The 23,624-nt window shown below is 72.3% G+C and carries 30 protein-coding genes; 11 read left to right on the forward strand and 19 right to left on the reverse strand.

Annotated features, from left to right (window positions below):
- Nucleotides 1-10: 10 nt before the first annotated feature.
- The 3 genes from FHX75_RS16015 to FHX75_RS16025 are packed head-to-tail and all read right to left on the reverse strand — an operon-like array spanning nt 11 to nt 2,209.
- The gene (locus FHX75_RS16015) at nt 11-760 is read right to left on the reverse strand and encodes a LamB/YcsF family protein (protein WP_154940793.1); all 750 of its coding nucleotides are present in this window, start codon (nt 758-760) and stop codon (nt 11-13) included.
- On the reverse strand, nt 744-1,700 hold the full coding sequence (locus tag FHX75_RS16020; RefSeq protein ID WP_425463495.1) for a 5-oxoprolinase subunit C family protein: 957 nt from the start codon (nt 1,698-1,700) through the stop codon (nt 744-746). The genes FHX75_RS16015 and FHX75_RS16020 overlap by 17 nt, the downstream gene beginning before the upstream one ends.
- The gene (locus tag FHX75_RS16025; RefSeq protein ID WP_154940797.1) at nt 1,598-2,209 is read right to left on the reverse strand and encodes a 5-oxoprolinase subunit B family protein; all 612 of its coding nucleotides are present in this window, start codon (nt 2,207-2,209) and stop codon (nt 1,598-1,600) included. Before FHX75_RS16025 ends, FHX75_RS16020 begins: the two co-directional genes overlap by 103 nt.
- 108 nt (nt 2,210-2,317) lie before the next feature.
- Here FHX75_RS16025 and trhA point away from each other — a divergent pair, with 108 nt between their 5' ends.
- Nucleotides 2,318-2,995, forward strand: a complete 678-nt coding sequence (gene trhA / locus FHX75_RS16030) for a PAQR family membrane homeostasis protein TrhA (protein ID WP_154940799.1) — start codon at nt 2,318-2,320, stop codon at nt 2,993-2,995.
- 82 nt (nt 2,996-3,077) lie between these two features.
- Here trhA and FHX75_RS16035 read toward each other — a convergent pair whose 3' ends face one another.
- A complete protein-coding gene (locus tag FHX75_RS16035; RefSeq protein ID WP_088959551.1) occupies nt 3,078-3,368 on the reverse strand; it encodes a DUF6458 family protein in 291 nt (96 codons plus the stop codon).
- Nucleotides 3,369-3,484: 116 nt separating this feature from the next.
- Between FHX75_RS16035 and FHX75_RS16040 the strand changes: the two genes are divergently transcribed.
- Nucleotides 3,485-4,024: a SixA phosphatase family protein gene (locus FHX75_RS16040; protein ID WP_154940801.1), complete on the forward strand. Its 540-nt coding sequence runs from the start codon at nt 3,485-3,487 to the stop codon at nt 4,022-4,024.
- Nucleotides 4,025-4,092: 68 nt separating this feature from the next.
- Here the strand turns inward: FHX75_RS16040 and FHX75_RS16045 are convergent, their stop codons facing one another.
- The 4 genes from FHX75_RS16045 to FHX75_RS16060 all read right to left on the reverse strand — a co-directional run bounded on the left by FHX75_RS16045 (nt 4,093) and on the right by FHX75_RS16060 (nt 8,574).
- Nucleotides 4,093-4,362 carry a DUF6458 family protein gene (locus FHX75_RS16045; RefSeq protein WP_067300694.1) on the reverse strand — a complete coding sequence of 90 codons (270 nt, stop codon included), beginning with the start codon at nt 4,360-4,362 and terminating at the stop codon, nt 4,093-4,095.
- Nucleotides 4,363-4,707: 345 nt separating this feature from the next.
- A complete protein-coding gene (locus tag FHX75_RS16050; protein WP_154940803.1) occupies nt 4,708-6,564 on the reverse strand; it encodes an acyl-CoA dehydrogenase in 1,857 nt (618 codons plus the stop codon).
- A gap of 161 nt (nt 6,565-6,725) precedes the next feature.
- On the reverse strand, nt 6,726-7,853 hold the full coding sequence (locus FHX75_RS16055; protein ID WP_154940805.1) for a PP2C family protein-serine/threonine phosphatase: 1,128 nt from the start codon (nt 7,851-7,853) through the stop codon (nt 6,726-6,728).
- An 88-nt stretch (nt 7,854-7,941) separates the two neighbouring features.
- Nucleotides 7,942-8,574 (reverse strand): septal ring lytic transglycosylase RlpA family protein, encoded by a 633-nt coding sequence (locus FHX75_RS16060; protein ID WP_211364479.1) that lies wholly within the window; start codon nt 8,572-8,574, stop codon nt 7,942-7,944.
- Between the two features lie 186 nt (nt 8,575-8,760).
- Between FHX75_RS16060 and FHX75_RS16065 the strand changes: the two genes are divergently transcribed.
- A complete protein-coding gene (locus FHX75_RS16065) occupies nt 8,761-9,312 on the forward strand; it encodes a phosphoribosyltransferase (RefSeq protein WP_154940809.1) in 552 nt (183 codons plus the stop codon).
- A 33-nt stretch (nt 9,313-9,345) separates the two neighbouring features.
- The gene (locus tag FHX75_RS16070; RefSeq protein ID WP_154940811.1) at nt 9,346-10,377 is read left to right on the forward strand and encodes a questin oxidase family protein; all 1,032 of its coding nucleotides are present in this window, start codon (nt 9,346-9,348) and stop codon (nt 10,375-10,377) included.
- Here FHX75_RS16070 and FHX75_RS16075 read toward each other — a convergent pair.
- Complete coding sequence (locus FHX75_RS16075; protein WP_154940813.1) at nt 10,356-10,901, reverse strand: alpha/beta fold hydrolase; 546 nt, start codon at nt 10,899-10,901, stop codon at nt 10,356-10,358. The two genes, FHX75_RS16070 and FHX75_RS16075, sit on opposite strands and share 22 nt — an antisense overlap.
- Before the next feature lie 86 nt (nt 10,902-10,987).
- Between FHX75_RS16075 and FHX75_RS16080 the strand changes: the two genes are divergently transcribed.
- Nucleotides 10,988-11,419, forward strand: a complete 432-nt coding sequence (locus FHX75_RS16080; RefSeq protein ID WP_154940815.1) for an ASCH domain-containing protein — start codon at nt 10,988-10,990, stop codon at nt 11,417-11,419.
- Nucleotides 11,420-11,451: 32 nt separating this feature from the next.
- On the opposite strand, the gene FHX75_RS16085 is transcribed toward FHX75_RS16080, so the two are convergent.
- On the reverse strand, nt 11,452-12,333 hold the full coding sequence (locus tag FHX75_RS16085) for an LLM class flavin-dependent oxidoreductase (protein ID WP_154940817.1): 882 nt from the start codon (nt 12,331-12,333) through the stop codon (nt 11,452-11,454).
- A 93-nt stretch (nt 12,334-12,426) separates the two neighbouring features.
- Here FHX75_RS16085 and FHX75_RS16090 point away from each other — a divergent pair, with 93 nt between their 5' ends.
- Together FHX75_RS16090 and FHX75_RS16095 are read left to right on the forward strand one after the other, a co-directional pair.
- Nucleotides 12,427-12,747, forward strand: a complete 321-nt coding sequence (locus FHX75_RS16090; protein WP_154941991.1) for a PadR family transcriptional regulator — start codon at nt 12,427-12,429, stop codon at nt 12,745-12,747.
- 89 nt (nt 12,748-12,836) lie between these two features.
- Complete coding sequence (locus FHX75_RS16095) at nt 12,837-13,940, forward strand: cytochrome b family protein (protein WP_154940820.1); 1,104 nt, start codon at nt 12,837-12,839, stop codon at nt 13,938-13,940.
- 9 nt (nt 13,941-13,949) lie between these two features.
- On the opposite strand, the gene FHX75_RS16100 is transcribed toward FHX75_RS16095, so the two are convergent.
- A complete protein-coding gene (locus FHX75_RS16100; RefSeq protein ID WP_246158111.1) occupies nt 13,950-14,516 on the reverse strand; it encodes an NUDIX hydrolase in 567 nt (188 codons plus the stop codon).
- A gap of 17 nt (nt 14,517-14,533) precedes the next feature.
- The gene (locus FHX75_RS16105) at nt 14,534-15,421 is read right to left on the reverse strand and encodes a LysR family transcriptional regulator (RefSeq protein ID WP_154940822.1); all 888 of its coding nucleotides are present in this window, start codon (nt 15,419-15,421) and stop codon (nt 14,534-14,536) included.
- Nucleotides 15,422-15,540: 119 nt separating this feature from the next.
- Between FHX75_RS16105 and FHX75_RS16110 the strand changes: the two genes are divergently transcribed.
- On the forward strand, nt 15,541-15,903 hold the full coding sequence (locus tag FHX75_RS16110) for a DUF1801 domain-containing protein (protein WP_154940823.1): 363 nt from the start codon (nt 15,541-15,543) through the stop codon (nt 15,901-15,903).
- The gene (locus tag FHX75_RS16115) at nt 15,900-16,286 is read left to right on the forward strand and encodes a VOC family protein (RefSeq protein ID WP_154940825.1); all 387 of its coding nucleotides are present in this window, start codon (nt 15,900-15,902) and stop codon (nt 16,284-16,286) included. Before FHX75_RS16110 ends, FHX75_RS16115 begins: the two co-directional genes overlap by 4 nt.
- 94 nt (nt 16,287-16,380) lie before the next feature.
- Here the strand turns inward: FHX75_RS16115 and FHX75_RS16120 are convergent, their stop codons facing one another.
- From FHX75_RS16120 to FHX75_RS16140, 5 genes are all read right to left on the reverse strand, one after another.
- On the reverse strand, nt 16,381-16,761 hold the full coding sequence (locus tag FHX75_RS16120) for a VOC family protein (RefSeq protein WP_246158322.1): 381 nt from the start codon (nt 16,759-16,761) through the stop codon (nt 16,381-16,383).
- A 20-nt stretch (nt 16,762-16,781) separates the two neighbouring features.
- Nucleotides 16,782-17,231 carry a VOC family protein gene (locus FHX75_RS16125; RefSeq protein WP_342798890.1) on the reverse strand — a complete coding sequence of 150 codons (450 nt, stop codon included), beginning with the start codon at nt 17,229-17,231 and terminating at the stop codon, nt 16,782-16,784.
- Between the two features lie 51 nt (nt 17,232-17,282).
- On the reverse strand, nt 17,283-18,356 hold the full coding sequence (locus tag FHX75_RS16130; protein ID WP_246158114.1) for an FUSC family protein: 1,074 nt from the start codon (nt 18,354-18,356) through the stop codon (nt 17,283-17,285).
- A gap of 301 nt (nt 18,357-18,657) precedes the next feature.
- Nucleotides 18,658-19,674: a CU044_5270 family protein gene (locus FHX75_RS16135; protein WP_154940829.1), complete on the reverse strand. Its 1,017-nt coding sequence runs from the start codon at nt 19,672-19,674 to the stop codon at nt 18,658-18,660.
- Nucleotides 19,674-20,228 (reverse strand): RNA polymerase sigma factor, encoded by a 555-nt coding sequence (locus FHX75_RS16140; protein WP_154940831.1) that lies wholly within the window; start codon nt 20,226-20,228, stop codon nt 19,674-19,676. Before FHX75_RS16140 ends, FHX75_RS16135 begins: the two co-directional genes overlap by 1 nt.
- Before the next feature lie 397 nt (nt 20,229-20,625).
- Here FHX75_RS16140 and FHX75_RS16145 point away from each other — a divergent pair, with 397 nt between their 5' ends.
- Together FHX75_RS16145 and FHX75_RS16150 are read left to right on the forward strand one after the other, a co-directional pair.
- Nucleotides 20,626-21,219, forward strand: coding sequence for a maleylpyruvate isomerase mycothiol-dependent enzyme family protein (locus FHX75_RS16145; RefSeq protein ID WP_154940833.1), 594 nt, complete (start codon nt 20,626-20,628; stop codon nt 21,217-21,219).
- Between the two features lie 145 nt (nt 21,220-21,364).
- Nucleotides 21,365-22,009 (forward strand): SMI1/KNR4 family protein, encoded by a 645-nt coding sequence (locus FHX75_RS16150; protein ID WP_170285383.1) that lies wholly within the window; start codon nt 21,365-21,367, stop codon nt 22,007-22,009.
- 239 nt (nt 22,010-22,248) lie between these two features.
- Here the strand turns inward: FHX75_RS16150 and FHX75_RS16155 are convergent, their stop codons facing one another.
- Both FHX75_RS16155 and FHX75_RS16160 read right to left on the reverse strand, forming a co-directional pair.
- Nucleotides 22,249-22,830 carry a hypothetical protein gene (locus FHX75_RS16155; protein ID WP_246158119.1) on the reverse strand — a complete coding sequence of 194 codons (582 nt, stop codon included), beginning with the start codon at nt 22,828-22,830 and terminating at the stop codon, nt 22,249-22,251.
- Nucleotides 22,831-23,156: 326 nt separating this feature from the next.
- A complete protein-coding gene (locus FHX75_RS16160) occupies nt 23,157-23,612 on the reverse strand; it encodes a VOC family protein (protein ID WP_154940837.1) in 456 nt (151 codons plus the stop codon).
- Between the last annotated feature and the right edge of the window lie 12 nt (nt 23,613-23,624).

Here is a 23,624-nt window from a genome sequence, read left to right on the forward strand (position 1 = left end):
GGGCGGGACGTCAGACGAAGGGCTTCGGGGTGACGCCCGCGTCGAGCAGCGCGGCCCGCACCAGGGCCGCCGAGGCGACCGCGCCCGGGGTGTCACCGTGCAGGCAGATCGAGCCGACCGCGCACGGGATGACGGTGCCGTCGACCGCGACGACGGTCCGCTCGGTGGCCATCCGTACGGCCCGGGCGGCCACCTCCTCCGGGTCGGTGACCAGCGCGCCGAGCGCGGTACGGGGCACCAGTGAGCCGTTGGACAGGTAACCCCGGTCGGCGAAGCCCTCGGCGACCACTCGCAGGCCCGCCCCGACGGCGAGCTGGGCGAGCTTCGAGCCGGGGGCGCAGAGGATGGGCAGCTGGTCGTCGTACCCGCTGACGGCGGCGACCAGGGCGGCGGCCTGCGACTCGTCGACGGCCGCCGCGTGGTAGAGCGCGCCGTGCGGCTTGAGGTAGCGGACCTGGGTGCGGAACAGCCGGCAGAACGCGTCCAGGGCGCCGAGCTGGTAGGTGACCTCGTCGCGCAGCTCGGTGAAGGCGTACTCGATGCGCCGGCGGCCGAAGCCGGCGAGGTCGCGGTAGCCGACCTGGGCGCCGATGGCCACGCCCCGATCGGCCGCCGCGGCGCAGACCCGCCGCATGGTCGACGGGTCACCGCCGTGGAAGCCGCAGGCGACGTTGGCGGAGGTGACCAGGTCCAGCAGCGCGTCGTCGTCGCCGAGCCGCCAGATGCCGAATCCCTCGCCGAGGTCAGCGTTGAGGTCCATGGAACCTCACCGTAGTCCCTGGCCGGGCCTGCGCGAGTGCGCTCACGTCGTCCACCACCCCGATGACGGGGTACCCGCCGGTGGTGGGGTGGTCGGCCAGGAAGACCAGCGGCTGGCCGTCGGCCGGCACCTGCACCGCGCCGAGCACGATCCCCTCGCTGGGCAGTTCACCGGCCACCGCGCGGGGCAGCGGCGCGCCGGTCAGTCGCGCGCCGACCCGGTCGCCCACCGGACTGACCGTGTACGGGGTGCCGAGCAGCCGGTCGAGTGCGTCCGGGGTGAACCAGTCGGCCCGCGGCCCGGGGCGCAGGGTCAGCCGCAGCTCGCCGGTCGGGGGCCGGCCGACGGTCACGTCCACCGGTGGCGGCGGCCCGGGCCACGGGCCGAGCGGGAGGCGGTCGCCGTCGCGTACCGGGGGTGGGCCCAGGCCGGAGAGGGTGTCGGTGGCGCGGCTGCCGAGCACCGGTTCGACCGCGATCCCGCCGCTGACCGCCAGCCAGTTGCGCAGCCCGTCGCGGGCCGGCCCGATCCGCAGCACCGCGCCGGCCGGCACCGCGAGCGGCCGGCCCACGTCACCCGGTCGCGGACCCACCCGGACGTCGGCGTCGGCCCCGGTCACCGCGACCGTGACGGCGCGGGTGGGCCGCAGCTCGCAGCCGGTCAGGGTGATCTCCAGGCCGGCGGCGGAGACCGGGTTCCCGACCAGGCGGTTGGCGAGCGCCAGCGCCGCCGGGTCCAGCGCCCCCGACCGGGGTACGCCGAGATGCGCGTACCCGGGTCGGCCGAGGTCCTGGACGGTGGTGAGCGGGCCGGCCCGGCGTACCTCGAGCACGTCGGTCACGCGGCCACCAGCCGGACCCGGGTGCCCGGGGTGAGCCGGGCCGGCGGGTCGGCGTGCACGTCGAACAGGGTCAGCTCGGTGCGCCCGACCAGCAGCCACCCGCCCGGCGAGGCGGTCGGGTAGATCCCCGCGTACGGCCCGGCGAGCGCCACCGACCCGGCCGGCACGCGGGTACGCGGGCTGGGCAGCCGAGGCACCGCCCACTCCGGCCGCAGCCCGGTCAGGTACGCGAACCCGGGTGCGAAGCCGCAGAACGCCACCCGGAACGCGGTCTCCCGCAGTCGTCGCACCACCTCGGGCACGGTCACGCCCCAGTGCCCGGCGACGACGGGCAGGTCCTCCCCGTCGTACACGGTGGGGACCTCGACCTGGGCGGCGGTGGCCGGGCTGGCGACCGGCCGTGGGGTCCACCCGGCGATCCGCGCGGCGACGGCCGCCGGGTCCGGTACGCCGTCGAGCAGGACGGTCGCCGCGGCCGGGACGATCTCGACGGCGCTCAGCTCACCGGCGTCGCGGCGGCGCCACAGCTCGGCGCGCCACGCCTCCACCTGGCCGGGGTCGTCGCAGTCGAGCAGGAGGGCGTGTCGGCCGACGGGTCGGATCCGCATCCCGCCATCCTCCCCGATCGATCCGACGACCACGGCTCGCGGACGTGCGACGCGGCGGTGACCAGACGCACTACCCGCAGGTAACCTACGGTGCCGTAACCTGTATCCGTGACCACCTCCGCACCGCTCCGGCTCAAGCCGGTCGACATCGGGAAACCCCGGATGCGCGGCTGGCTGCACACCTACGCCTTCTTCGTCGCGCTCGTCTGCGGCATCGTCCTGTGCGCGATCGCGGCCACCCGCCCGGGCTGGGCACCCCTGGCGAGCTGCCTGATCTACAGCCTCACCGTCTGCGGGCTCTTCGGCACCAGCGCCCTCTACCACCGGCGGGTGTGGTCGGAGCGGGGCTACCAGATCATGCGCCGGCTGGACCACTCGATGATCTTCGTGTTCATCGCCGGCACCTACACGCCGTTCTGCGCGCTGCTGCTCGACCGCCGGATGGCCACCATCATGCTCAGCGTGGTCTGGGGCGGGGCGCTGGCCGGCGTGGCGCTGAAGCTGGTCTGGCCGCACGCGCCCCGGTGGGTGTCCGCGCCGCTCTACCTGGCGCTCGGCTGGGTCTCGGTGGCGATGCTGCCGCAGATCCTGCACGAGGGCGGGGTGACCGCGCTGGTCCTGCTCGCCGTCGGCGGCGCGATCTACAGCGTCGGCGCGGTCTTCTACGCGCTGCGCCGGCCCAACCCGTGGCCCACCGTCTTCGGCCACCACGAGTTCTTCCACGCCTGCACCCTGCTCGCGGCGCTCTGCCACCACATCGCGATCTACTTCGCGCTCTTCGCCTGAGCCCGAAGCCCGCCCGCCGGCCCGGCCGGACATGGTGCGGGGCCCCGCACCGTTGCGGGGCCCCGACGTCCGTGCGCGGGGATCAGGTCGGGTAACCGGGGCGGCGCACCTCGCGGTACTCCTCCCGCACCACCCGGTCGTCCTGCACCGGCACGACCCGGTCGGCCACCACGCGGTCCTCGCGCACCGGGGTGGCCACCACCGTGCGGCGGCGGGTGTTCCAGAAGTAGAGGGTGGTGAGCAGCCCGGCGACGCCGGCGAGCATCAGCACCCAGCCGACGACGTTCAGGTTGAGCCATCCCAGGTTCGCGTCGATGGCGAACGCGAAGATCGCGCCCAGCGCGATGAGGAAGATGCTGGCACCGATGCCCATGATGTCGCCTCCTTGGCATGTCCGTTGGCGTATCCGACCGCCGCGGCCATCGGTGAGCGTGCGGCACACATCGACTTACCCAGGCGCTCCGATCGCCAATCAGGCAAGCTGGGCGCATGACGGACGCCCACGCCGAGGAACGGACCCTGGTGCTGCTCCGGCACGCCAAGGCCGAACTACCCGCCGGGGACGCCCCGGACGTCGAACGCCGCCTGACCGCGCGCGGGCACGCCGACTCGGCCGCCGCCGGAGCCTGGTTGGCCCGGCACGGCCTGCTGCCCGAGGTGGTGCTCTGTTCGTCGTCCCGGCGCACCCGACAGACCTGGCACGACGTGGCGATGGGCATGACGGGATCCCCGCCGGAAGGGGGACCGGCGGGGTCGTCACCCGTGGTGCGTTACGAGCCGACCGCGTACGAGGCGCAGCCGCAGGAGCTGCTCGCCCTGGTCCGGGCGGCCGAGCCGACGGCCCGGACGGTCCTGCTGATCGCCCACAATCCCGGCATCTCGCTGCTGTCGGCGTTGCTCGACCCGGAACGGGCGGATCCCGAGGGGCTGCGGACCACCGATCTGGTGGTGCACCGGGCCGCGACGCCGTGGGCGGACCTGGCACCGGGCGGCGCGGCGATCGTGAACCGCCACACCGCCCGCGGCTGAGCCGGTACGTCTTCCCCGGACCGCACCTCCGGGGCAGGCAGCGGGTGGACGGCAGCGCGGGCGGCGGGTCAGGACGGTGGCGCGGTGGGCGGCGGCGGGTCGGGCGGCGGCGGCATCATCGCGGTCGGATGGGAGAGGCGGTTCTCCTCCACGATCAGCGTGCGTGCCCGCTTGCGCCGGTCCTGCCAGAACCAGAGCGTGGTGAGCAGTACGGCCAGCCCGGCCAGGATGAACACCCAGCCGACCGCGCGCAGGTCGATCCACCAGACGTTGGCCCGGATGGCGAAGGTCATGATCGCGCCCAGCGCGATGAGAAAGATTCCGCTACCAATGCCCATGTGCGCTGCACTCCCCCGTGCGGTGGCCTTCTGGGCGTGCCCCTGACGTGGTCCGCGACGGTTACCCGTCAACCGGCCCGCCTACCGGTCCCACCCCCGCCAATCCCACCCCCACCCCGCCCCGCGCCCGCCCCCTGAGCGCTATCCGAGCGGGATAGCCACGCTTTCCCTGAAAATGCGGGCCTCTGTGGTGGGGCGGGGCCGGGTGGGACGGGTGTCGAATCGGGTGCCCGGTGAGGCGCTCGGGGCCCCGGGTGGGTGCCGCAGGGACGGCGGCGGCCGGCGAGCAGGTGCTCGCCGGCCGCCGCCGTCAGGGTCGAACCGGGCAGATCAGCCCGGAGGGGATCAGAACGCCTCCTCCGGGAGGTCCATGATCTCCAGGTCGGCGCCCTCGATGATCCGCCGGTCGGCGCCGATGCGGGGCAGCACCTCACGGGCGAAGAACCGGGCGGCGGCCACCTTGCCGGTGTAGAACGCCTTGTCGGCGGCGGAGACCTCGCCGGCCAGGGCGCGCAGGGCCACGTCCGCCTGCTTCTGCAGCAGCCAACCGACGACCAGGTCGCCGATGGCCAGCAGGAAGCGGCGGCTGCTCAGGCCGACCTTGTAGAGGCTGCGGGTGTCGCCACCCTGCGCCTCGCCGAGCCAGCCGGTCATCACGCCGAGCATGGCCTGGATCTCGGCGAGCGCCTTGCCCAGCGCCTGCCGCTCCTCCTTGAGCTGACCGTTGCCGCCCTCGGTGGCGATGAACTCCTGGATCTCGCCGGCGACCGCCATCAGGGCCTTGCCGTTGTCCCGGACGATCTTCCGGAAGATCAGGTCGAGGCTCTGGATCGCGGTGGTGCCCTCGTACAGGGTGTCGATCTTGGCGTCGCGGACGTACTGCTCCAGCGGGTAGTCCTGGAGGAAGCCGGAGCCGCCGAAGGTCTGCAGCGACTCGTGACCCAGCAGCTCGTACGCGCGCTCCGAGCCGACGCCCTTGACCAGCGGGAGGAGCAGGTCGTTGACCCGCTTGGCCAGCTTGGTGGCCTTCTCGTCGCCGGCCGCCTCGGCGATGGCGACCTTGTCCTGCCAGCTGGCGGTGTAGCAGACCAGCGCGCGCAGGCCCTCGGCGTACGACTTCTGCAGCAGCAGCGAGCGGCGCACGTCCGGGTGGTGGGTGATGGTCACCCGCGGGGCGGTCTTGTCGGCCTGCTGGATCAGGTCGGCGCCCTGCACCCGGTTCTTGGCGTACTCCAGGGCGTTCAGGTAGCCGGTGGAGAGGGTGGCGATCGCCTTGGTGCCGACCATCATCCGGGCGTACTCGATGATCATGAACATCTGCCGGATGCCGTCGTGCTTCTCGCCCAGCAGCCAACCCTTGGCCGGCACGCCGTGCTCGCCGAAGGTCACCTCGCAGGTGTTGGAGACCTTCAGGCCCATCTTGTGCTCGACGTTGGTGGCGAAGACGCCGTTGCGCTCGCCCAGCTCGCCGGTTTTCTCGTCGAAGTGGTACTTCGGCACCACGAAGAGCGACAGGCCCTTGGTGCCCGGGCCGCCCACGCCCTCGACGCCGACCGGACGGGCCAGGACGTAGTGGACGATGTTGTCGCTCAGGTCGTGCTCACCCGAGGTGATGAAGCGCTTGACGCCCTCGATGTGCCAGGAGCCGTCGGGCTGCTGGATCGCGCGGGTCCGACCGGCACCCACGTCCGAGCCGGCGTCCGGCTCGGTGAGCACCATGGTGGAGCCCCACTGCTTGTCGATGAAGAGCCGCGCCCACTTCTTCTGCTGCTCGGTGCCCTCGACGTGCAGCACGTGCGCGAAGGACGGGCCGGAGGCGTACATCCAGATCGGCGCGTTCGCGCCGAGCACCAGCTCGGCGAGGGACCACCAGAGCGCCCGCGGGGCGTTGGTGCCGCCGAGGGAGTCGGGAAGGTCCAGCCGCCAGAACTCGGAGTCCATGAACGCCTGGTACGACTTCTTGAACGACTCCGGCAGCGGCGCGGTGTGCGTGGCCGGGTCGAAGACCGGCGGGTTGCGGTCGCTGTCCGTGTAGCTGGCCGCGAGGTCCTCGCGGGCCAGGCGGTCGACCTCGGAGAGGAAGCTGCGGGCGGTGTCGACGTCCAGGTCCGAGTACGGCTCCTGGCCGAACGTCCGGTCCGCCCCGAAGACCTCGAACAGGTTGAACTCGAGGTCCCGAAGGTTGCTCTTGTAGTGGGTCATGCTCGCTGGCCCCGCTTCCGGACAGGTGTTACCGATCAGTAACCCCGACTGTATTACTCACCGGTAGCTACCGACAAGCCGATCGGGGAAGTGACGGCGATTACACACCTGCGGTTCAGCTCTCGTTCGGCGTACGGCAGGACAGCCAGAGGCGGGGCGGCTCACGCCTCCGCCGCGCCGACCTCCCAGCTCGGCACCGGTACGGTCGCCCCGGTACGCGGGCCGGTGTACTCCATCAGGACCAGGGCGATGTCGTCGTCCAGCCGGCCGTGCACCCACTCCACCAGCGCGGTCTCCAGCGAGGCGAGGCCGTCGCCGACCGTGCCGTGCCCGAGCAGCCGCCAGGCCCGGTCGGCGGTCGGGAAGAACTCACCGTCGCGCCGGGCCTCACCGAGCCCGTCGGTGAAAAGCAGCAGCCGGTCGCCGGGCTCCAGCCGTTCCACCCGGGGGCGCACCACCGGCATGAACCCCAGCGGCGGGGCGGGCGCCGGCGGCTCCAACGGGATCACTGCGCCCCTGCGCAGCAGCAGCGGTGACGGGTGGCCGCAGTTGACGATGGTCAGCGTGCCGCCCCGCTCCTCCACCACGGCCGCCGTGACGAAGTCCTCGTCGCCCACGTTGCGGGCCACCGCCCGGTCCAGGTCGGCCACCACCGCGCGCAGGTCGGCCCGCTCGTACGCGACGTGCCGGTACGAGCCCAGCACGATGCTCGCCAGCCGGACCGCGTCCAGCCCCTTGCCCCGGACGTCCCCGATGATCATGCGGACGCCGTACGGGGTGTCGATGGCCTCGTAGAGGTCGCCGCCGATCTCGGCGGTGGCCGTCGAGGAGATGTAGCGGGCGGCCACCGCGAGGGTGCCCACCTGCGGCCCGAGCGGTCGGAGCACGGCCTGCTGGGCGACCGACGCCAGCTTCGACAACTCGGCGATCTGCTCGCCCTGCCGCTGCCGCAGCGCCGCCACCGCCGCCGCGATCCCGCTGGCGAAGGCGATCCCGGCGAGGTCGACGGCGGTGACCAGCGACGGGGTGGGCTCGGTCAGCGCGAAGCTGGCCCCGAGCACCGCGGCGACCAGGCCGATCCCGAGTACCACCCGCCAGGAGGCGAACACGGCGGCCAGGATGGGGGCGGCCATCATCAGCGCCACGTAGTGCGCCTCCCGGCCGTCGGCCAGCTCCACCGCCGAGATGATCGTGAGCAGGCCGAGGGCCGCGCCGACGCCGGCGCGGGATCCGGGACTCAGCGGGCCGCGGCCCGACTGGAAGGCATGCGTACGTACGAGGGACAGCATGCCTGATCGACGTGAACCGGTGAATGAACCTGACCCCTCGACTGAGGGTGTTCCGACCGGCCGGACGGTCACGACGAGCCGATCGCCGTCAGCCGAGGACCTCGTACTTCACCGTCAGCTCACCCAGGCTCACCGAAGCGATGGTTTCGAACGCGGCCCGGGACAGGTCGAGGCAGCGCCCCTCGATGAACGGGCCACGGTCGTTGATGCGGACGGTCACCGACTTGCCGTTGTCCGGGTTGATGACCCGGACCCGGGTGTTGAAGGGCAGCGTCTTGTGCGCGGCGGTCAGCGCGTCCGGGTTGAAGGTCTCGCCGTTGGCCGTCAGCTGGCCCTCGTCGTAGAAGGACGCGCCGCACGAGCCGCTGTCCACCACGGTGCTCTTCGGGGCGGCCTTCTTCGTCGTCGCGCTCGGCTTCGGCGTGGCGGTGCGGGTCCTGGCCCGGGAGGCCGCCTGGGCGGACCGGGTGGCCTTCGGGCTGGCCGTGACGGTCGGCGACGGGCTTGCGGTGGGGGACGCGGTGGCGCTCGGCGAGCTGGTGGCGCTGGGGCTGACCGCGGCCGGCACGGTGTCGGCGACGACGGGGGCCGCCGCCTCGCCCGAGGTCAGCTGCACGGCGCCGACGGTTCCGCCGACGGCGAGCACGACACCCACGGCGGCGGTGGCGGCGATGCCGGCCGGCGAGGAGAACATGCGGGTACGGGCGTGCCTACCAGCCACCGGACCGGTCCTTTCGTCAGCTGAACAAACCGGGTCGGACCGTAACGAGAGAAGCACTTCGGAAGTCAACGTGATCATGGTGGTATGGCCCGAATTGCGGTGATACGTGTAGCCGATCATCCGACGTCGCGGGGGCCGGACGGGCCAGCGCCGCGCGGCATGGCAGCGATGGGTGAGGATGGACGGATGGCCGATGAGCTGCGCCGGCGTCTGATCGAGCTGTTCCGCTGGGTCGATCCGGGGCCGGGCAGCAGCCACCTGGTCAGCGACATCTCCGGCTGGTGGCGCGACCCGCAGGTGCTGGCCGGGCTCGGGCCGGCCCTGGCCGCACCGTTCCGGGACGCCAGGCCGACCGTGGTGGTGGCCCCGGCCGTCACCGGGCTGATGCTCGGCCCGCTCGCCGCCACCGCCCTCGGGGTGGGCTTCGCGCCGGCACACAAGCCGGGCGACGGGCGACTGCCGGCCGGGCCGCTGACCTGGTCCCGGAGCGACCCCGACTTCCGGGGCCGGCAGGTGGACCTGGCGATGGTGGACCGGCGGCTGGGCCCGGGCGACCGGGTGCTGGCGGTGGACGACTGGGTCGCCACCGGGGCGCAGCTGCGGGCGATCCGGGAGATCTGCGCCGTCCGGGGCGCCACCTGGCTCGGCGCCTCGGCCGTGGTGCGGGACTGCCCGCCCGAGGTGAGCCGGGAACTCCGCCTGCACGGGCTGCTCGACGCCGCCCAACTGCCCGCTTGACCTGAAGCCCGCTTCAGGTTCGACGATCGGCGCATGGACCACGGCATCCTGGACGAGGCGTACCGACGGCTGCACCGCACCGGCCCCGAGTTCGAGGGCTGGCTCTCCAACCACGGGCCGATGGCGGTCGAGGCGCTGGTCCGGCACGGCCACGACCGCAGCGTGCACCGCTGGCTGGACGACTACCTGCGCCGGCTCGACGAACTGCCGCGCGGCCAGCACCGGATCGAGGACTGGCGGGAGGCCCTCGGTGACCCGAAGCGCGCCGGCGACTGGCTCGCCCACTTCGACCGGGAGCTGCGCGAGCGCCCCTGGCGCGAGGTGCTGGGCACCTGGTGGCCCCGGCTGCTGCCGGGCATCGCGGCCGGCGCGACCCACGGCGTCATCCGGGTCGGCCACGCCGTCCGGGCACTGCGGGAGGACGGCTCCAGCCCGGACCGGGTGGTCGAGCTCGGCCAGGCCCTCGGCTACTGGGCAGCCCGCTGGCAGCCGGTGCCGGGCCTGCGCCTCGACGCGGCGTCCCGTCCCGACGGTCCCGACGTGGCCACCGCGCTGGCCTCGGTGCCCCGGATCGACGATCGCAGCGGCGGCATCCGGCAACGGCTGGCGCGGCTCTCGGGCGTACCCGGGTGGGACGGGGCGGTGGCGGCGCCGCGCCCGGCGCGGACGCCCGCCGACGCGGAGCGGGGGCTGGTCGCGCTGGTGCACCGGGCCGCGCTGGACTACCTGCGGTACGGGCACGAGAACCCGGTGATGCTGGTGCACGCGGTGACCGCGCCCACGGCGGTGCTGCGGACCCTGCCGGCGCTCGATCCGGCGCTCTGGGCACCGAGCCTCACCGCGGCGTGGTCGGCCACGGCAGCGGTGACCGCGGTGTACGCCCCGCCGCTCGGCACGGCGATCCCGGCCGTCCCGCCCGGCACCCCGGCGGAGGTGTTCGCCCGGGCCGCCCGGCACGGCGACGCGCACGTGGTCAAGCTGGCCGACGCCGTGCTCGACGCGCACGCGGCGACCGGCGACGAGCGGGTGCTCGCCGCCGCCGGCTACGCCGGCCAGCTGATCTGAACGATCTCCTCCACGGCGGTGCAGACCCGGCCCAGCACCTCCGCCGAGCGGGCCAGCGGACCGGGCACCAGCATCCCGTGGTCGGCGTCGGGGATCTCCAGCACGTGCGGGGTGAGCCGGCGCGCCACGGCACCGTCCCAGGAGGGGTCGGCGGTGCCGCCGACCAGCAGGAACGGCGCGGTGGCCCGGGCCAGCGCCTCGACCACCTCGGGCCGGTGCAGCAGCGGGGTCAGCCAGACGGCGGCGAGTCCCCGGTCGGCGGCGAGCGGAGCGGCCAGCGAACCGAGCGACTTGCCGACCAGCAGGTCGGTCCGCTCGCCCAGCGCCTGCTCGACCTGCCCGACGACCCACCCGACGGCGGCGGCCGGTCCGTCCCGATCGGGGGCGAAGCGCTCCGGCGCCGCCCAGGTGATCTCGTGGACGTCGAAGCCCGTCCGCCGCAGCGCCTCGCCGGTGTACGCGAAGAGCGGGTAACGGGTGTCGTAGCCCCGGCCGGGGATGAGCACCGCGCGCCGGTCCGCCATGGCCGATCTCCTTCCGCCGGCCCTCACCGTAGCCGCCGGCGCCGATTCCCCACGACGGGAAATCGGTGCTGGGTAACGTCGGCAGGATGTGGCCTCGGATCGGTGGACTGCGCACGCTCGCCCTCGGCACCCCGGGGCGGATGCGGACCAACCTCAACACCCTGGTGCTGGCCGGAGTGAAGACGGCGACCGCCACCCTGCTCACCGAGTACGCCGAGGAGGGCGAGAAGCTGGAGCACGCCGGCGAACGGCTCGTCCTGCTGGACGACGCCGACGCCCTCGCCGGGATCGTCGAGGTCACCGGCGTCGAGGTGGTCCGCTTCGCCGACGTCCCGTGGGACTTCGCCCGCGCCGAGGGCGAGGGCGACCGCTCGATCGAGGAGTGGCGGGCGGGGCACGCCGCCTACTGGGCGCGCGTCGGCACCCCGGTCACCGACGACACCGAGATCGCCTGCCTGCGCTTCCGGCTGGTCTCCGGCGGCGACGGCGGCGTCGCCACCGGAGACCTCAGCACCTGAGGTACGCGCCGACCAGGGCCTCCGCCGCCGGGTCAGGCGGTGCGCAGCTCGGGCAGGAGGCGGGTGGCGACGTCCACCAGGACGGCCTCGTCGCCGGCGTACCAACTGCTGGCCCGGGGCCAGTGGGTGATGACGTCGGTGAAGCCGAGCGCCGCCGCCCGGGCCACCTGCTCGGCGAAGAAGTCGGCGTTGCTCAGCGAGAAGGCCGGCGCCGAGTCCAGCGACAGGTAGCGGTCCATGGTGGCCGGGTCCCGACCGGCGGCGTCCAGCGTCTGGTCCAGCCGGGCGCAGAGCTGCCCCACCCCGTCCCACCAGCTCGTCAGGTCGTCGCCGCCGGTGCCGGTGGTGACCCAGCCCTGCCCGAAGCGGGCCACCAGCCGCATCGACCGGGGACCGTTCGCGGCCACCACGAACGGCACCCGGGGCTGCTGCACACAGCCCGGGTTGTTGCGGGCGTCCACCGCGGCGAACCAGTCACCCCGCCAGGTGACGCCGTCCTCCCGCAGCACCAGGTCGAGCAGCTCGGTGAACTCGCCGAAGCGGTCCACCCGCTGCCGGGGCGGCAGGGTCTCGCCGCCCAGCACGGCCGAGTCGAACCCGATGCCGCCCGCCCCGAGGCCGAGCAGCACCCGGCCGGCGGACACGTCGTCGAGGGCGGTGACCTGCCGGGCGAAGGCCGCCGGGTGCCGGAAGTTCGGCGAGGCGACCAGGGTGCCGAGCCGGATCCGGGAGGTCACCGTCGCGGCGGCGGTCAGGGTGGCCATGGAGTCGAACCAGGGGCCGTCGACCAGGTCGCGCCAGCCCAGGTGGTCGTACGTCCAGGCGTGGTCGAAGCCCCACTCGTCCGCCTGGCGCCAGCGGCGCTGCGACTCCGACCAGCGCTGGTCGGGAAGGATCACGATGCCAATCCGCATGATCGCCAGGGTACGGCCCTCCCCGGGCCGGGCCACCCGACACGGGCCTGTTCATACATCGATCATCTGTATATGATCCGGCGCATGGCGGCGATGCGTGAACCGACCTTCCTGATCCTCACCGCGCTCGCCGGCGGTCCACGGCACGGCTACGGCATCGTCCAGGACGTCGCCGTCCTCTCCGAGCAGCGGGTGACCCTGCTCCCCGGCACCCTCTACACCGCACTGGACCGGCTCACCGCCGAGGGTCTGGTGGAGCCCGACCGGGAGGAGACCGTGGACGGTCGGCGGCGCCGCTACTTCCGTCTCACCTCCGAGGGGCACGCCGCCCTCGGGGCCGAGGCCAGCCGGCTGCGCCAGCTCGCCACCGCCGCCGAGGCCCGGCTGCGCGCGTTCCGTCCCGGCACCGCCTGAAGCGCCACCCACCAGCTCCACCTCCCGCCGGCCGGCGGGACGGCACCCCGCACCACCCGAGGCGAGACCGAGCCCCCGGAGGGAAGGCAATGGCATCGACCGGCGACCCGCTCGCGCGCCGCTACCGCCGACTGCTGCGCTGCTACCCGCGCGCCTACCGACGGGAGCGCGGCGACGAGCTGGTCGCCCTGCTGCTCGACACCGCACCGCCCGGCCGGACCAGGCCACGGCTGCGGGAGGCCGTCGACCTGATCCGGAACGGGATGCGCTGCCGGCTCGGCCGACCGGCCAGCAGCACGGTCGTCGCCTGGGCGGTGCTGGCCGCGGTCGTCTGCGGGCTCTTCAGCGCGGCACTGGCCGCCCGGGTCGCCTGGGAGACCGCCCGACCGCTGCCGGGCCGCGCCGAGACCGGTGCGGTCTTCCGGACCGTGCTGCCCGACCACGAACCGGACGAGATCACCACCCCGTCGACGTTCTTCGGGTACTACACCCAGCCGCTGACCCTGCAAGCCCTGGACAACGTGCTCCTCGGCGACGGCGGGGAGTACCAGCAGACCGCCACCGACGCGTGGGCCGCCGGCCCGCCACCCGCCCCGCCCGAGCAGACCCTCGCGGTCGCCCAGCGTCGGCTCCGGGAAGCCGGCTGGCACCTCGACCAGTCGGCGGCGGAAACCTTCGACGACTGCGCCGACAAGCTCTGCGCCTCCTTCGTGCCGGTCACCTGGACCACCCTCGACGCCAGCCGGGGGGACACCCTCCTCACCGTCACGGTCAACTCGCGGCCGGAGCCCGAGTACCCGTACCTGTCGATCGCCCTGCGCCGCACCACGCCGCCGCTGGTCCTCCCGGCAGCGATCGGCGGCGGGCTGCTCGGCGCGCTGGCCGGCTGGCTGGTCTTCGGCTGGGCGAGCCGGCGCACCGAGGAGCCCCACCCGGCCCGGGCGGTGGTGAAGATCCTCTTCGGGGTGACGCTGCTGCTGTGGTGGCTGCCGATCCTGGTCGCCGTGCCGTCGGTGGCCAGCCACCACAGCGCGGAACGGCACCCCCAGTGGCATCCGCTCTGGGAGTGGCTGGGCCAGCCGACCTTCTCACTGTTCTTCCTGGTCGGATCGGTGAGCGCGCTGCTCGGGATCGCCCTGGCGACCCTGCCCCGGCGGGACGCCGACCGGATATCGACGCTCGCCAGCGGCTGAGCGCTCCGGTCAGCCCGCAGCCAGCTTGGTCAACATCCGGGGCAGGTGCGGGTCGAGGGTGGCCGGGTCCGCCGCGGCCACCTCGGCGGGCGTCCACCACCGGACGGCACGGAACTCCCCCGGGTCGGGCGTGAGCGGCTGGTCCCGACGGCCCGCCAGCACGTACCAGAGGCTCACGTCGATGTGCCGGTCCTCGGGCGGGCCGACCGTCGGCGTGACGGTGACGAAGAGCGGACGTTCACCGGGCTCCGGTGGGAAGACCGCCGGCACGCCCAGTTCCTCGACCACCTCCCGGCGTACGGTCTGCGCCGGATGTTCGCCGGGCTCCACGTGGCCGCCGGTGGGCAGCCACCGCCCGGCGTTGCGGTGGTCGACCAGCAGGACGCCGCCGTCGGTGGCGTCGCGCAGCAGGAAGTACGCGACGAGGTGCGGCGACGGGGTGCGCGGCTTCGCCCGCCGAAAGACGTCGTCGGTCGCCGCCAGCCAGTCGAGGCACTGCGCCCGGTGCGCCGCCTCCAGGTCGTCGAGGGGCGCGATCGACTCGACCAGCGCCCGGATCTCGTCCAGCACCCGCATGCCGGGCATCCTGCCAGTCACCCTCGGCGCACGGTTTCCGCCGCGGCGCGGACGAACTCGCGTACCCGCTCGGTGGTGTTGGTCTCCAGCCAGACCGGGCCCCGCCGGATGGGCGGCGCGTCGTGGATCGGCACGTAGGCGACGTCCGGGCGCGGGTAGTACCGCCGGGTGTGCTCGCCGACCGGCAGCACGCCCCGGCCCATCGCGACCAGCGAGAGCATCTCCGAGAAGGTGTTGCCGACCGGTCCGGTCGGCACCGGACGCCCGGACGGCGTGCGGTCCGGGGTGCGGTCGCGTTTGAACTCCGCCGAGGTCACCGCCGGGTACTGCACCACCGGGTGGTCGGCGAGGACCTCCAGGGAAACCGACTCCGCGCCGGCCAGCGGATGCCCGGCCGCCACCGCCAGCACCCGGCCCTCCGACAGCAGCGCCGGGCCGTTGGCCATTCCGTCGAACGGGTACGCGGCGATGAGTACGTCGATCGAGCCGTCCACCAGGCTGGACCGGGAGTTGGCCAGCTGGGCCTCGTGGACGTGCACCTCGCAGTCGGGGTGCCGCTCGCGGAACAGGTTGACCGCGCGGAGCAGCACCGGCGCGGTCCACTCGCCGAGGAAGGCGACCCGCAGCTCGCCGGTGACGCCGCGCCCGGCCTCGACGGCCCGCCGTACGGCGTCCTCCATCCCGGCGACCAACGGTCGCAGGTCGTCGGCGAGCCGGTGGCCGATCGGGGTGAGGCGGACGACCCGGCTGGTGCGCTCGAAGAGCGGCGCGCCGATCCGCCGCTCCAGCTTCTTCACCACATGGCTGATCCGCCCGGTGGTGACCCGCAACCGCTCGGCGGTCCGCCCGAAGTGCAGCTCCTCGGCGAGGGTCAGGAAGGTCTCGACCTCGTGCCGCTCCAGCAACCCGGGCTCCCGTCGTTGAATTCGGTTCAACGATCGTAGTCCGATCGCGGCTTGGTCGCGTTCCCCGCTCCGACCAGGCTGGAAGCCGGCAGACAAACCGCTACGCCGAGGAGCGCGCAATGAGTACGACCACCGTCACCGAATACCTCGACGGGCTCGACGAGCCCCTGCGGGAGATCGCCGTGAAGCTGCGGCCGGTCATCGAAGCGGCGCTGCCCGGCGCCACCGGCGCCGTCTGGCACGGCCACCCCGTCTGGGGCCGCGGGGACCGGCCGGGACGGGACCCGGTCTGCCTGGTCAAGGCGTACCCGTCGTACCTGACCTTCGGGCTCTGGCAGGGCCAGCAGGTCGACGACCCGTCCGGCCGGCTGCTGCCGGGTGCCCGGTCGATGGCGTCGGTGAAGCTGCGGGCCGCCGACGAGGTCGACCCGGCCCTGTTCGGCGACTGGCTGCGCCAGGCGTATGCCCGGGAGGCGGCGTGAGCACCGTACGGGTGACCGGCTTCGACCACCTGGTGCTCACCGTCGCCGACGTCGAGCGCGCGCTGGCGTTCTACTGCGGACCGCTCGGCCTGGCCCCGGTACGCGTCGACGAGTGGCGGGCTGGCAAGGTGCCCTTCCCCTCGGTGCGCGTCGACGCCGGAACGATCATCGACCTGGTCCAGGGTCAGCGGGGCTCGGCGAACGTCGACCACTTCTGCCTGGTGGTCGCGCCGCTCGACTGGCACGAGGTGATCGCCGCCGGCGCTTTCGACGTGGTGGAGGGGCCGGTGGGCCGGTTCGGCGCCCGGGGCTCGGCCACCTCCCTGTACGTCCGCGACCCGGACGGCAACGTCGTCGAGCTGCGCTGGTACCCGCACGATTGATCAGGGCCGGTGGCCCACGGGGTGGTGACGGGCGCGGTCGGGCCGCCTGAGCCGCGCCGGTCCCCAGCACGTCGGCCAAGGTCGGCGCATCGCCTCACAAGTGCTGGACGATCTGGATCGGGTTGCCGTCCGGGTCGGCGGTCCAGGCGATCAGGAGGCGATCGAGCCAGGGGTGCGGCGCGGCGAGGGCGGGAGCGCCGTCGCCGGTGAGCCGGGCCCAGGCGGTGGCGGTGTCGTCGGTCCAGAGAATCACGGCGGCCCGCTGTCCATCCGGCACCGGGTCGAGGCCATGGTCGTCCCGCGTGGACCTGACCGACGCGATACCGATCCGGTAGCCGTCGAGCGTCAGGTCGACGTGGATCGGCTCGCCGTCGGCCGGCACCCGGAAGGTCTCGGTGAAGCCCAGCCGCGTGTAGAACGCCACGGCGCGCGGGACGTCGGCGCTGAAGAGGACGACCTGCGGGGTGCGGAACATCGACACCAGCCCTCCTGGGACTAGCCGACGAAGATGCAGAACGGGTGACCGGCCAGATCGGCGTAGACGCGGAGCGGCTCGTCGGGGTCGTCGCTGCGGTCGTACAGCAGCCGACCACCGAGACGCATGACGCGCTCGTGCTGCACCTGCAACTCCTCGACCGACGCCACGGTCAGGTCGAGGTGCAACTGCTGCGGCACCCGGTTCTCCGGCCAGGTCGTCTCCGGCAGCTGGTCGACCTGCTGGAAGGCCAGCTGGGGAGCGCCGTCGGGGGCCCTCAGCACGAGCCAGTCGCGACCACGCTCATCCACCTGCCCTGCTTCCGGCGGCTCGTCACCAGGCCGGTAGACAAGGCCCAACAGAGATCGGTAGAACTCCGCGAGGGACCTGGCGTCGGTGCAGTCCAGCACCACCGAACACAGCCTGGGCACGTTCTCCCGGTCGACCATATCGATCACCTCCACCGCCATTCTGCAGGGCGGCGGTCCCTGGTTGGCGAGCGCGGAGCCGGGCGTCTCTTCTCAACCGTGCCTTGTCAGACCTGCCTGCTCGTTGGCCTCGGCCTCCGGCAGTCCCGACGCCTGCAGCAGCTCGCTGACGGCAGCGCGCAACTGTGCGACGACGGCGTTCGCGGAGAACTCCAGGCCCTCGGCGCACGCCTCGTCGGCTTCCCTGATCGCCTGCAGTGCTCGGGCGCGCGTCGGCTCGGGCTCCCGTCCGGCGAGGAAGTCACGATGCAGCAGCCTGAGCGCCTCGCCGAAATGCTCGATCGCCGCTGGAACGTTCGCCGGCACCGGCTCGCCCTCGCGGATGGTCACCACGATCCACCGCATCATCTCGCGGCCGCTGGTGTAGACGTTGTCGAGGTGCTCGGCAGCGCCCTGATACCGACGGACCATGCCCAACCCTCTCCTGCGCCAAGGGGAGAGAGCGGCGACCTCTCCCGCCGCGGCAATCATCTCCGCCGTCTGCTGTCGCTGCGCCTGGCCGGTGGCGAAGGCGCGGAAGGCTTCATCGGCCCGCGTGAGGTCACGGCTGGTCAGCGCCTGCGCGGCGGCGGTGAGTTGACCGGCGAAGAGATCTGCCGTCGGACCGGCCGCCCGGCGGACGACGCGCAGCGGGTTGAGCGGCAGGATCAGCAGCGCCACGGCGAGGGCGGTAACGCCACCGACCAGAGCGCTCTCCGTTCTCGGCACCGCCAGATCCGGTCCCCCCGTCATCAGTCCCAGCAGCACGGCCGTGCTTCCTGCCTGCGCCATGGTGGCGCCGCCGCCGCGGAACAGGACCGCCACCGAGATGGCCAGCGCCACGACCAGACCGGTTCGCGCCGGCCCTGTTCCGGTGAGCCGGAGCAGCCAGTGCCCGACGAACGCCCCCACCACCACCCCGGCAATGAGTTCGCCCGACCGCCGGAGCCGGTGGCCGATGGCTCCCGCTATCACGCCGATCGCCACGGCGGGCGCGAACAACGGCTGCGCGTTGTCCAGCACAGTGTCCGCGACGAACCACGCCAGGCCGGCCGCCAGACCCGCCTGCATCGCCACGATCAGGTACGTGCGAAGTCGGTCGTACAGCTCGCGGCCGCTGCGCCGCACAGTCTCCCGAGCAGTACCCCGAACCGGGCCCCGCACATCCCACCTCCGAGAACCCATCGGCTCTCCGACATCGTCGTACGTCGGCGGAGCCCGGGTGGCGAAGATCGGCGATCTGTCGCATCGTCGACGCGGGAGCCGCCACTTCCGAGGCGCTCGGCTTACCGGGAAAGCAGCGCCGGGATCGACACGGGCGCGGGACGGGCAGCAGGCATCGCTTTTACGAACGGAATGGCCCGCCCCGACCGTCAAGGTGAAACGCGGACCGGGGCCGCCCCGAGGAAGCGGCCCCGGCACCGGCAGTTCAGTTGAGTCGATCGCTCCAGGCAGCGCTGAGGATCAACTGGTACGCGCTGATCCGTACCGACGAGAGGGTCAGCAGCTCGTGGGCGAGCAGTTCGCCAGTGTTCGGATCGAAGATCAGGAGGGACTGCCGATTGTGCTCGCGGTCGTCGAAGGTGATGGCCACGCCCTTACGGCCGGCCCGATCGGTCACCTGACCGCGCCACCGGAACCCAGGTACGTCGGCGAGGACCCGCAGGATCTCGGCGCGTGTCCGCCGCGGTACGACGTACCGCCCGTACACCGTGCTCACCTCCTTGCTGACCACGCCGGCCCCGAACCTGACCTTGAGCAGTTCCGTCAACTTCGTCCGTTCCGACGGCAGCGGCGCGAGATCCAACGGCGGCAGCGGCTCGCGGGTGGGCCCGGAAGCGGCGGGTGCCGCAGCCTTGAACTTGAGGTTGCGCTGCCAGTAGTCCCGGGACTCCTGGTCCGGATACTGCGGCTCAAGCTGGATCGTGACCTGCTCACCGGTCCCGTCGGCCGCCTGCCAGACCTTGGTCTCGTCCGCGAAGGCGACCTGGTAGCGACCGTCAGGAGACGCCATCACCGGGTCACCCCACGTCTTCGTGTGGTGGTACATGTACCGGCCGGTGCGGTTGTCGTACTCCGCGTCGACGAGCCTGCTCGCCAACGCGCGCAGTTGGTCCCCCGCATCACGGGCGCCAGAGCCGTACGCCACCGGCACGAGCACCACCCCCGGATCCGCCCCGGGCGGACCGGCGATCTCCGAGGTGTCCGGGCTCGCCGTACCGAACGTCTGGGCGATTGCTGCGGCCCCGACCGCGACGGCCAGGGTCCCGGCCGTCAGAACCAGCCTGCGGGTCGGGCGTGCCTGACGGCGGTGGGCGATCGGCTCGGCGATTGCCTCTGCGCGGTTGATCAGGTCGTGTGCCGACAGGCGGGGCGGTGCGATGGTGCTGTGCCGGGCCGGGTCAATCGGCTGGAGGAGGGTGCGCGCTCGCTCTTCTCCGAACATCACAGAGCCTTTCGAGGGCTAGCCAGCACCGGCTGCTGCGCCGGTGATCCAGATCGGTACGACATCGCGTCGTTGAGGCGTCTACGGGCGCGGTGCAAGCGCACTGCGGCGGTGGTGCGGGTACAGCCAAGGACCTGAGCAGCCTCGGAGACCGTCAACTCCTCCCAGCCGACCAACCGGAGGATTTCCTGGTCGAGGTCGGCGAGGGTGGCCAGAGCGGCCTGGAGATCGGCTACCCCCACGGTCGCGTCGGCGCCGGACGATCCCGGTTTCTGCAGAAGGCCGGCGTCGGCAATCGGTAGTAGGTCCGGCGCGGCTCGCCGAGCTCGCCATTCATTCGCGAGCAGGCGCCGAGCCACCCCGTACAGCCAGGGCAGGCTGCGGTCCGGAACCTCGCGGCGGCGCCGCCAGGCGATGACGAACACCTCCTGAGCGAGTTCAGCCGCCGCGTTCAGATCGGCAAGCCGACGCTGGCCGTACTTCACGACCGGTCCGTACTCGGCGGCGTAGACCCTGGTGAACCAATCCTCATCGCGTCTTTCCGGTGGACCCATCCAAGACTCCCGCCTGGTTGACGAACTCCCACCCTGGCTTGTGTCACCGCCGGTCCGATGATTACCGCCAACGACCCATCCCTCCCGCACCGAACAACTCCCCGGGGTAGCCGGATCGCCGGAGACAGGAGCACGAAGCGTTCGCGTCGTGGCTCGCGGCATGCCGCCGATGGCCGGTGTCGACTCCTACGCGGGCACGGATCGGGCACGGCGCCAAGGCTCGTGGTCGTCGTGGGCTGAGAGACCGAGTGGGTGGGACTGGACAAGGGCCGCGGGCATCCGTCCAGGTCCGCTGGCCTCCACACCTGTTGTCACTCAGTTCGTCGCACCCACCAGGCAAGCTGGCCGCTCCGATCAACGCCGGTGCAACATCGGCCTCGCGAACCTGGAGGAAACAGTGGCGGTCACCGCCGATGATCTCGACGCAGCATTGTCCAGCGTTGTTGCCAGCCTACGACCAGCGACCGACCTGGACTGGTTCGCGCGGGCGGGCAGTCTGGAGTGGGACTGCTGGCACACCGCCGAGCACATCGGTGATTGCCTGCTGTCGTTCGCGGGTCAACTCGTGGCCCGGCCGGAGAAGCGGTTTGTGCGCTTCATGGCAACCGCCGACAAGGACGCTTCCCCGGAACAGGTACTGGAGTTCGCCGAGGCGGGCGGCCGTATCCTGGCAGCCACGGTACGTACGTCCGGACCGGACGTTCGGGCCTACCACCCCAGCGGTCAAGCCGATCCGGAGGGCTTCGCCGCGATGGGGTGCGTGGAGACGTTGCTGCACGGCGATGACATCGCGCAGGGTCTGGGTCTCGCCATCGATCCCCCGCGTGACGTGTGCACCCGGGTACTCGCTCGGCTGTTTCCCGAAGCGGCGCAGGAACTGGCCAGTGTGGACCCGTGGGCGGCGCTGCGGTGGTCCACCGGCCGGATCGAGCTGCCAGGACGCCCCCGCCTGAGGGAATGGCACTGGCGCGGTGCGCCGCTGGGCGAATGACCCCATGAGACGCGATGCCATCCCGCAACCATCCACGGACCGGGCGGCTGCCGACGATGTTGGCCATCCCGGAGCCGCTGGCGCACAGGCAGTCGTCAGGTCACCCGGTGCGACGGCGCGAACGCCTCGGAGGTTTGATCACAGCATGGGTACCGACACCGCGGTGGAGCGGGCGTGGCACCGGATCGAGGATTGGCTGTCGCGGTTTGCCCCCCGATTCCGTGCGGAGCTGAACCCGCCGGCGACGGCAGCCGAGATCGACACGGTGGCAACCGCCCTTGGTGTGGCGCTCCCGGCCGACCTTCGGATCTGGTGGGGGCTGTCCAACGGAGTCCGGCACGGTATCGGCCAACCGAGTGGAAGTCTGATCCCTGACTTCTCGAGTCCCTACCCCACCTCCATGGCGTTGGAGCGTTGGCGGATGCACCTGCAGGTCCAGCAGGACGTTTACCCGCCGGGGATGCGGGAGGAGATGGAACGGTTCGTGGTCGGTCAGAACACCCAGCCGGCGGGCACCCTCCTACCGCAGTTGTACTGGCTCCCCCGATGGCTGCCCATCGCTGGCAACGGTGGGGGAGGTGGCCTGTTCATTGACCTGCGTGAGGGTCCGCTACACGGGTGCCTGGTGGAGTTCTCCCGGGAGCACCAGGGCACGACACCGCGGTGGGAGTCCGTGACGCAGCTGTGGGTGGAAGTCGCTGACGAGCTGGAAGCCGTCGATACCGACCTGCTCCGCAGCGACCGCGTTGACGACCTGCGGATCGACGATTGGGCGCCTCCCCACTCCTGAGCTGGGGCCTCACGCTGGAGCGGCTGGCCTGGCCCAATGGCACGCTACTGGCACGCCGGGGCGCACTGGCGTCCGCATTGAGTGATCTTCTAGGGAGTTCACCCATGAGTGGCGGTGATCTTGCGGCGCTTGTCCAGCGGTGGTGGCAGCCCTTCACCTCGTCCACCTCGAACTTCAGAAGCGGTGGTCCGGGCAGGGCACCTCCGCGCCCGTCGGGTTGAGGGAGCCCCGCCGTTACGTCATCCGTTGCTGTCCTCGCTGTGCTCCTCGGTCAGCCAGCGCGCGACCGCTCTCTTGCCCGCCCGATAGTTGAGGTAGTCCTGGGCCTCGACCTTGCCGCCGCTGTGCTCCCGCAGGATGGCGACTACCTGCTCGGGTGGAAGGGTGAAGTCCTCGAGCGGCAGCAGGTTGTACACCCGCCGCCCGTCGTGGTCACTGCCGATGCGCCCCTTGATCCGCACTCCCGGAGCCACCCGGATCTGCAACATCGGGTCCGTCCAGCCGGTGCCTCTCTTCGCCGCGGTCAGCATCTCGACCGAGCCCCACGGCAGCCGCGTCGTCACGCCGTGCGACCGAAGGGTCATCCCGTCGTCGTGGACGTGGATGACGAAGGGCCAGAGGAGAGAGGCCAGGGCGCAGGCAGCGACGATGAAGAGCGCCGCCGCGAGGTACTTGAGGGGCCCGGTGCTGGTGAAGACAGAGTTCGGGTCCGCCTCGGAGTACCGGGCCGCGCCCCAGCCGCCGGCCCCGAGGAAGGCCACGAACAGGTAGTTCCTGCGCACCTTCGCCGTGTCCCGGCGCAGCCGCACTCCTCCATCCACCGCACCATGATGTACCCGTCGCGCACGGCCGGCCCGGTGCGGAGCGAGATTACCTCCGCCATTGATCGTTGACCTTGGAACATCGAAGGCCCTGGCTCGGACTCGCGTCCTGGCCAGGGCCTCGATCGTGGAGCGGGTGACGGGAATCGAACCCGCACTGTCAGCTTGGGAATCTCACAAGATCGCTTCGACGTGCGCCGCTTCTCCTGCTCGCCTCGGCCGTAGGCGGCCTCACGTAGCCCCCGATGACATCGGCTTGTGGCCCGTGGATGGCCCGTCTCAGGAGGCAGGCGGTAGGTGGTGTAGCAACGACGCGGCTTGTAATGTCACGAACGGGCCTCGCGACCCGGCATGCGGGTAGTGACCTCCTGCAGCGTCCAGCCGTTTCCGTCCGGGTCCTGGAATGAGGCGTACGAGTTGTAGCTCTTACGTTCGGGGTCGGGGCCGGGTTGGCGCGTCTCGGGCCAGAAAGGGCTGCCGGGGCCGTGGTAGACCTCGGTGACGTCGACGCCCCGCTGGGCCAGCTCCTCCCGTGTGGCCACGACGTCGGAGGTCACTAGCTCTAGGTGCCGCATCGACCCCGGTGCAGCGGCTATCGGCAGGCCTTTACCGAACGCGATGGACGTATGGCCGTCACCAGTCGGGGTCAGTTGCACGACGCGGACGTCGTCGCCGACCTTGATGTCTGCGTCCAGTCGCCAGCCCAGGCGATCCCGGTAGAACTCCAGCGCCCTGTCGACATCCGACACCGGGATCGTGACCACCTCAAGATTGACGTCCATCGTACCCACTCC

Source organism: Micromonospora palomenae (genome assembly GCF_007829925.1).
Lineage (GTDB): Bacteria > Actinomycetota > Actinomycetes > Mycobacteriales > Micromonosporaceae > Micromonospora > Micromonospora purpureochromogenes.

Excerpts from the sequence above, each read along its gene's own strand:
- FHX75_RS16015 (WP_154940793.1), bottom strand. The coding sequence starts at position 760 with ATGGACCTCAACGCTGACCTCGGCGAGGGATTCGGCATCTGGCGGCTC.
- FHX75_RS16025 (WP_154940797.1), bottom strand. The coding sequence starts at position 2,209 with ATGCGGATCCGACCCGTCGGCCGACACGCCCTCCTGCTCGACTGCGAC.
- FHX75_RS16035 (WP_088959551.1), bottom strand. The coding sequence starts at position 3,368 with ATGGGCATCGGTGCCAGCATCTTCCTCATCGCGCTGGGCGCGATCTTC.
- FHX75_RS16040 (WP_154940801.1), top strand. The coding sequence starts at position 3,485 with ATGACGGACGCCCACGCCGAGGAACGGACCCTGGTGCTGCTCCGGCAC.
- FHX75_RS16045 (WP_067300694.1), bottom strand. The coding sequence starts at position 4,362 with ATGGGCATTGGTAGCGGAATCTTTCTCATCGCGCTGGGCGCGATCATG.
- FHX75_RS16050 (WP_154940803.1), bottom strand. The coding sequence starts at position 6,564 with ATGACCCACTACAAGAGCAACCTTCGGGACCTCGAGTTCAACCTGTTC.
- FHX75_RS16055 (WP_154940805.1), bottom strand. The coding sequence starts at position 7,853 with ATGCTGTCCCTCGTACGTACGCATGCCTTCCAGTCGGGCCGCGGCCCG.
- FHX75_RS16065 (WP_154940809.1), top strand. The coding sequence starts at position 8,761 with ATGGCCGATGAGCTGCGCCGGCGTCTGATCGAGCTGTTCCGCTGGGTC.
- FHX75_RS16070 (WP_154940811.1), top strand. The coding sequence starts at position 9,346 with ATGGACCACGGCATCCTGGACGAGGCGTACCGACGGCTGCACCGCACC.
- FHX75_RS16075 (WP_154940813.1), bottom strand. The coding sequence starts at position 10,901 with ATGGCGGACCGGCGCGCGGTGCTCATCCCCGGCCGGGGCTACGACACC.
- FHX75_RS16080 (WP_154940815.1), top strand. The coding sequence starts at position 10,988 with ATGTGGCCTCGGATCGGTGGACTGCGCACGCTCGCCCTCGGCACCCCG.
- FHX75_RS16085 (WP_154940817.1), bottom strand. The coding sequence starts at position 12,333 with ATGCGGATTGGCATCGTGATCCTTCCCGACCAGCGCTGGTCGGAGTCG.
- FHX75_RS16090 (WP_154941991.1), top strand. The coding sequence starts at position 12,427 with ATGCGTGAACCGACCTTCCTGATCCTCACCGCGCTCGCCGGCGGTCCA.
- FHX75_RS16095 (WP_154940820.1), top strand. The coding sequence starts at position 12,837 with ATGGCATCGACCGGCGACCCGCTCGCGCGCCGCTACCGCCGACTGCTG.
- FHX75_RS16100 (WP_246158111.1), bottom strand. The coding sequence starts at position 14,516 with ATGCGGGTGCTGGACGAGATCCGGGCGCTGGTCGAGTCGATCGCGCCC.
- FHX75_RS16110 (WP_154940823.1), top strand. The coding sequence starts at position 15,541 with ATGAGTACGACCACCGTCACCGAATACCTCGACGGGCTCGACGAGCCC.
- FHX75_RS16120 (WP_246158322.1), bottom strand. The coding sequence starts at position 16,761 with ATGTTCCGCACCCCGCAGGTCGTCCTCTTCAGCGCCGACGTCCCGCGC.
- FHX75_RS16125 (WP_342798890.1), bottom strand. The coding sequence starts at position 17,231 with ATGGCGGTGGAGGTGATCGATATGGTCGACCGGGAGAACGTGCCCAGG.
- FHX75_RS16135 (WP_154940829.1), bottom strand. The coding sequence starts at position 19,674 with ATGTTCGGAGAAGAGCGAGCGCGCACCCTCCTCCAGCCGATTGACCCG.
- FHX75_RS16140 (WP_154940831.1), bottom strand. The coding sequence starts at position 20,228 with ATGGGTCCACCGGAAAGACGCGATGAGGATTGGTTCACCAGGGTCTAC.
- FHX75_RS16150 (WP_170285383.1), top strand. The coding sequence starts at position 21,365 with ATGGGTACCGACACCGCGGTGGAGCGGGCGTGGCACCGGATCGAGGAT.
- FHX75_RS16160 (WP_154940837.1), bottom strand. The coding sequence starts at position 23,612 with ATGGACGTCAATCTTGAGGTGGTCACGATCCCGGTGTCGGATGTCGAC.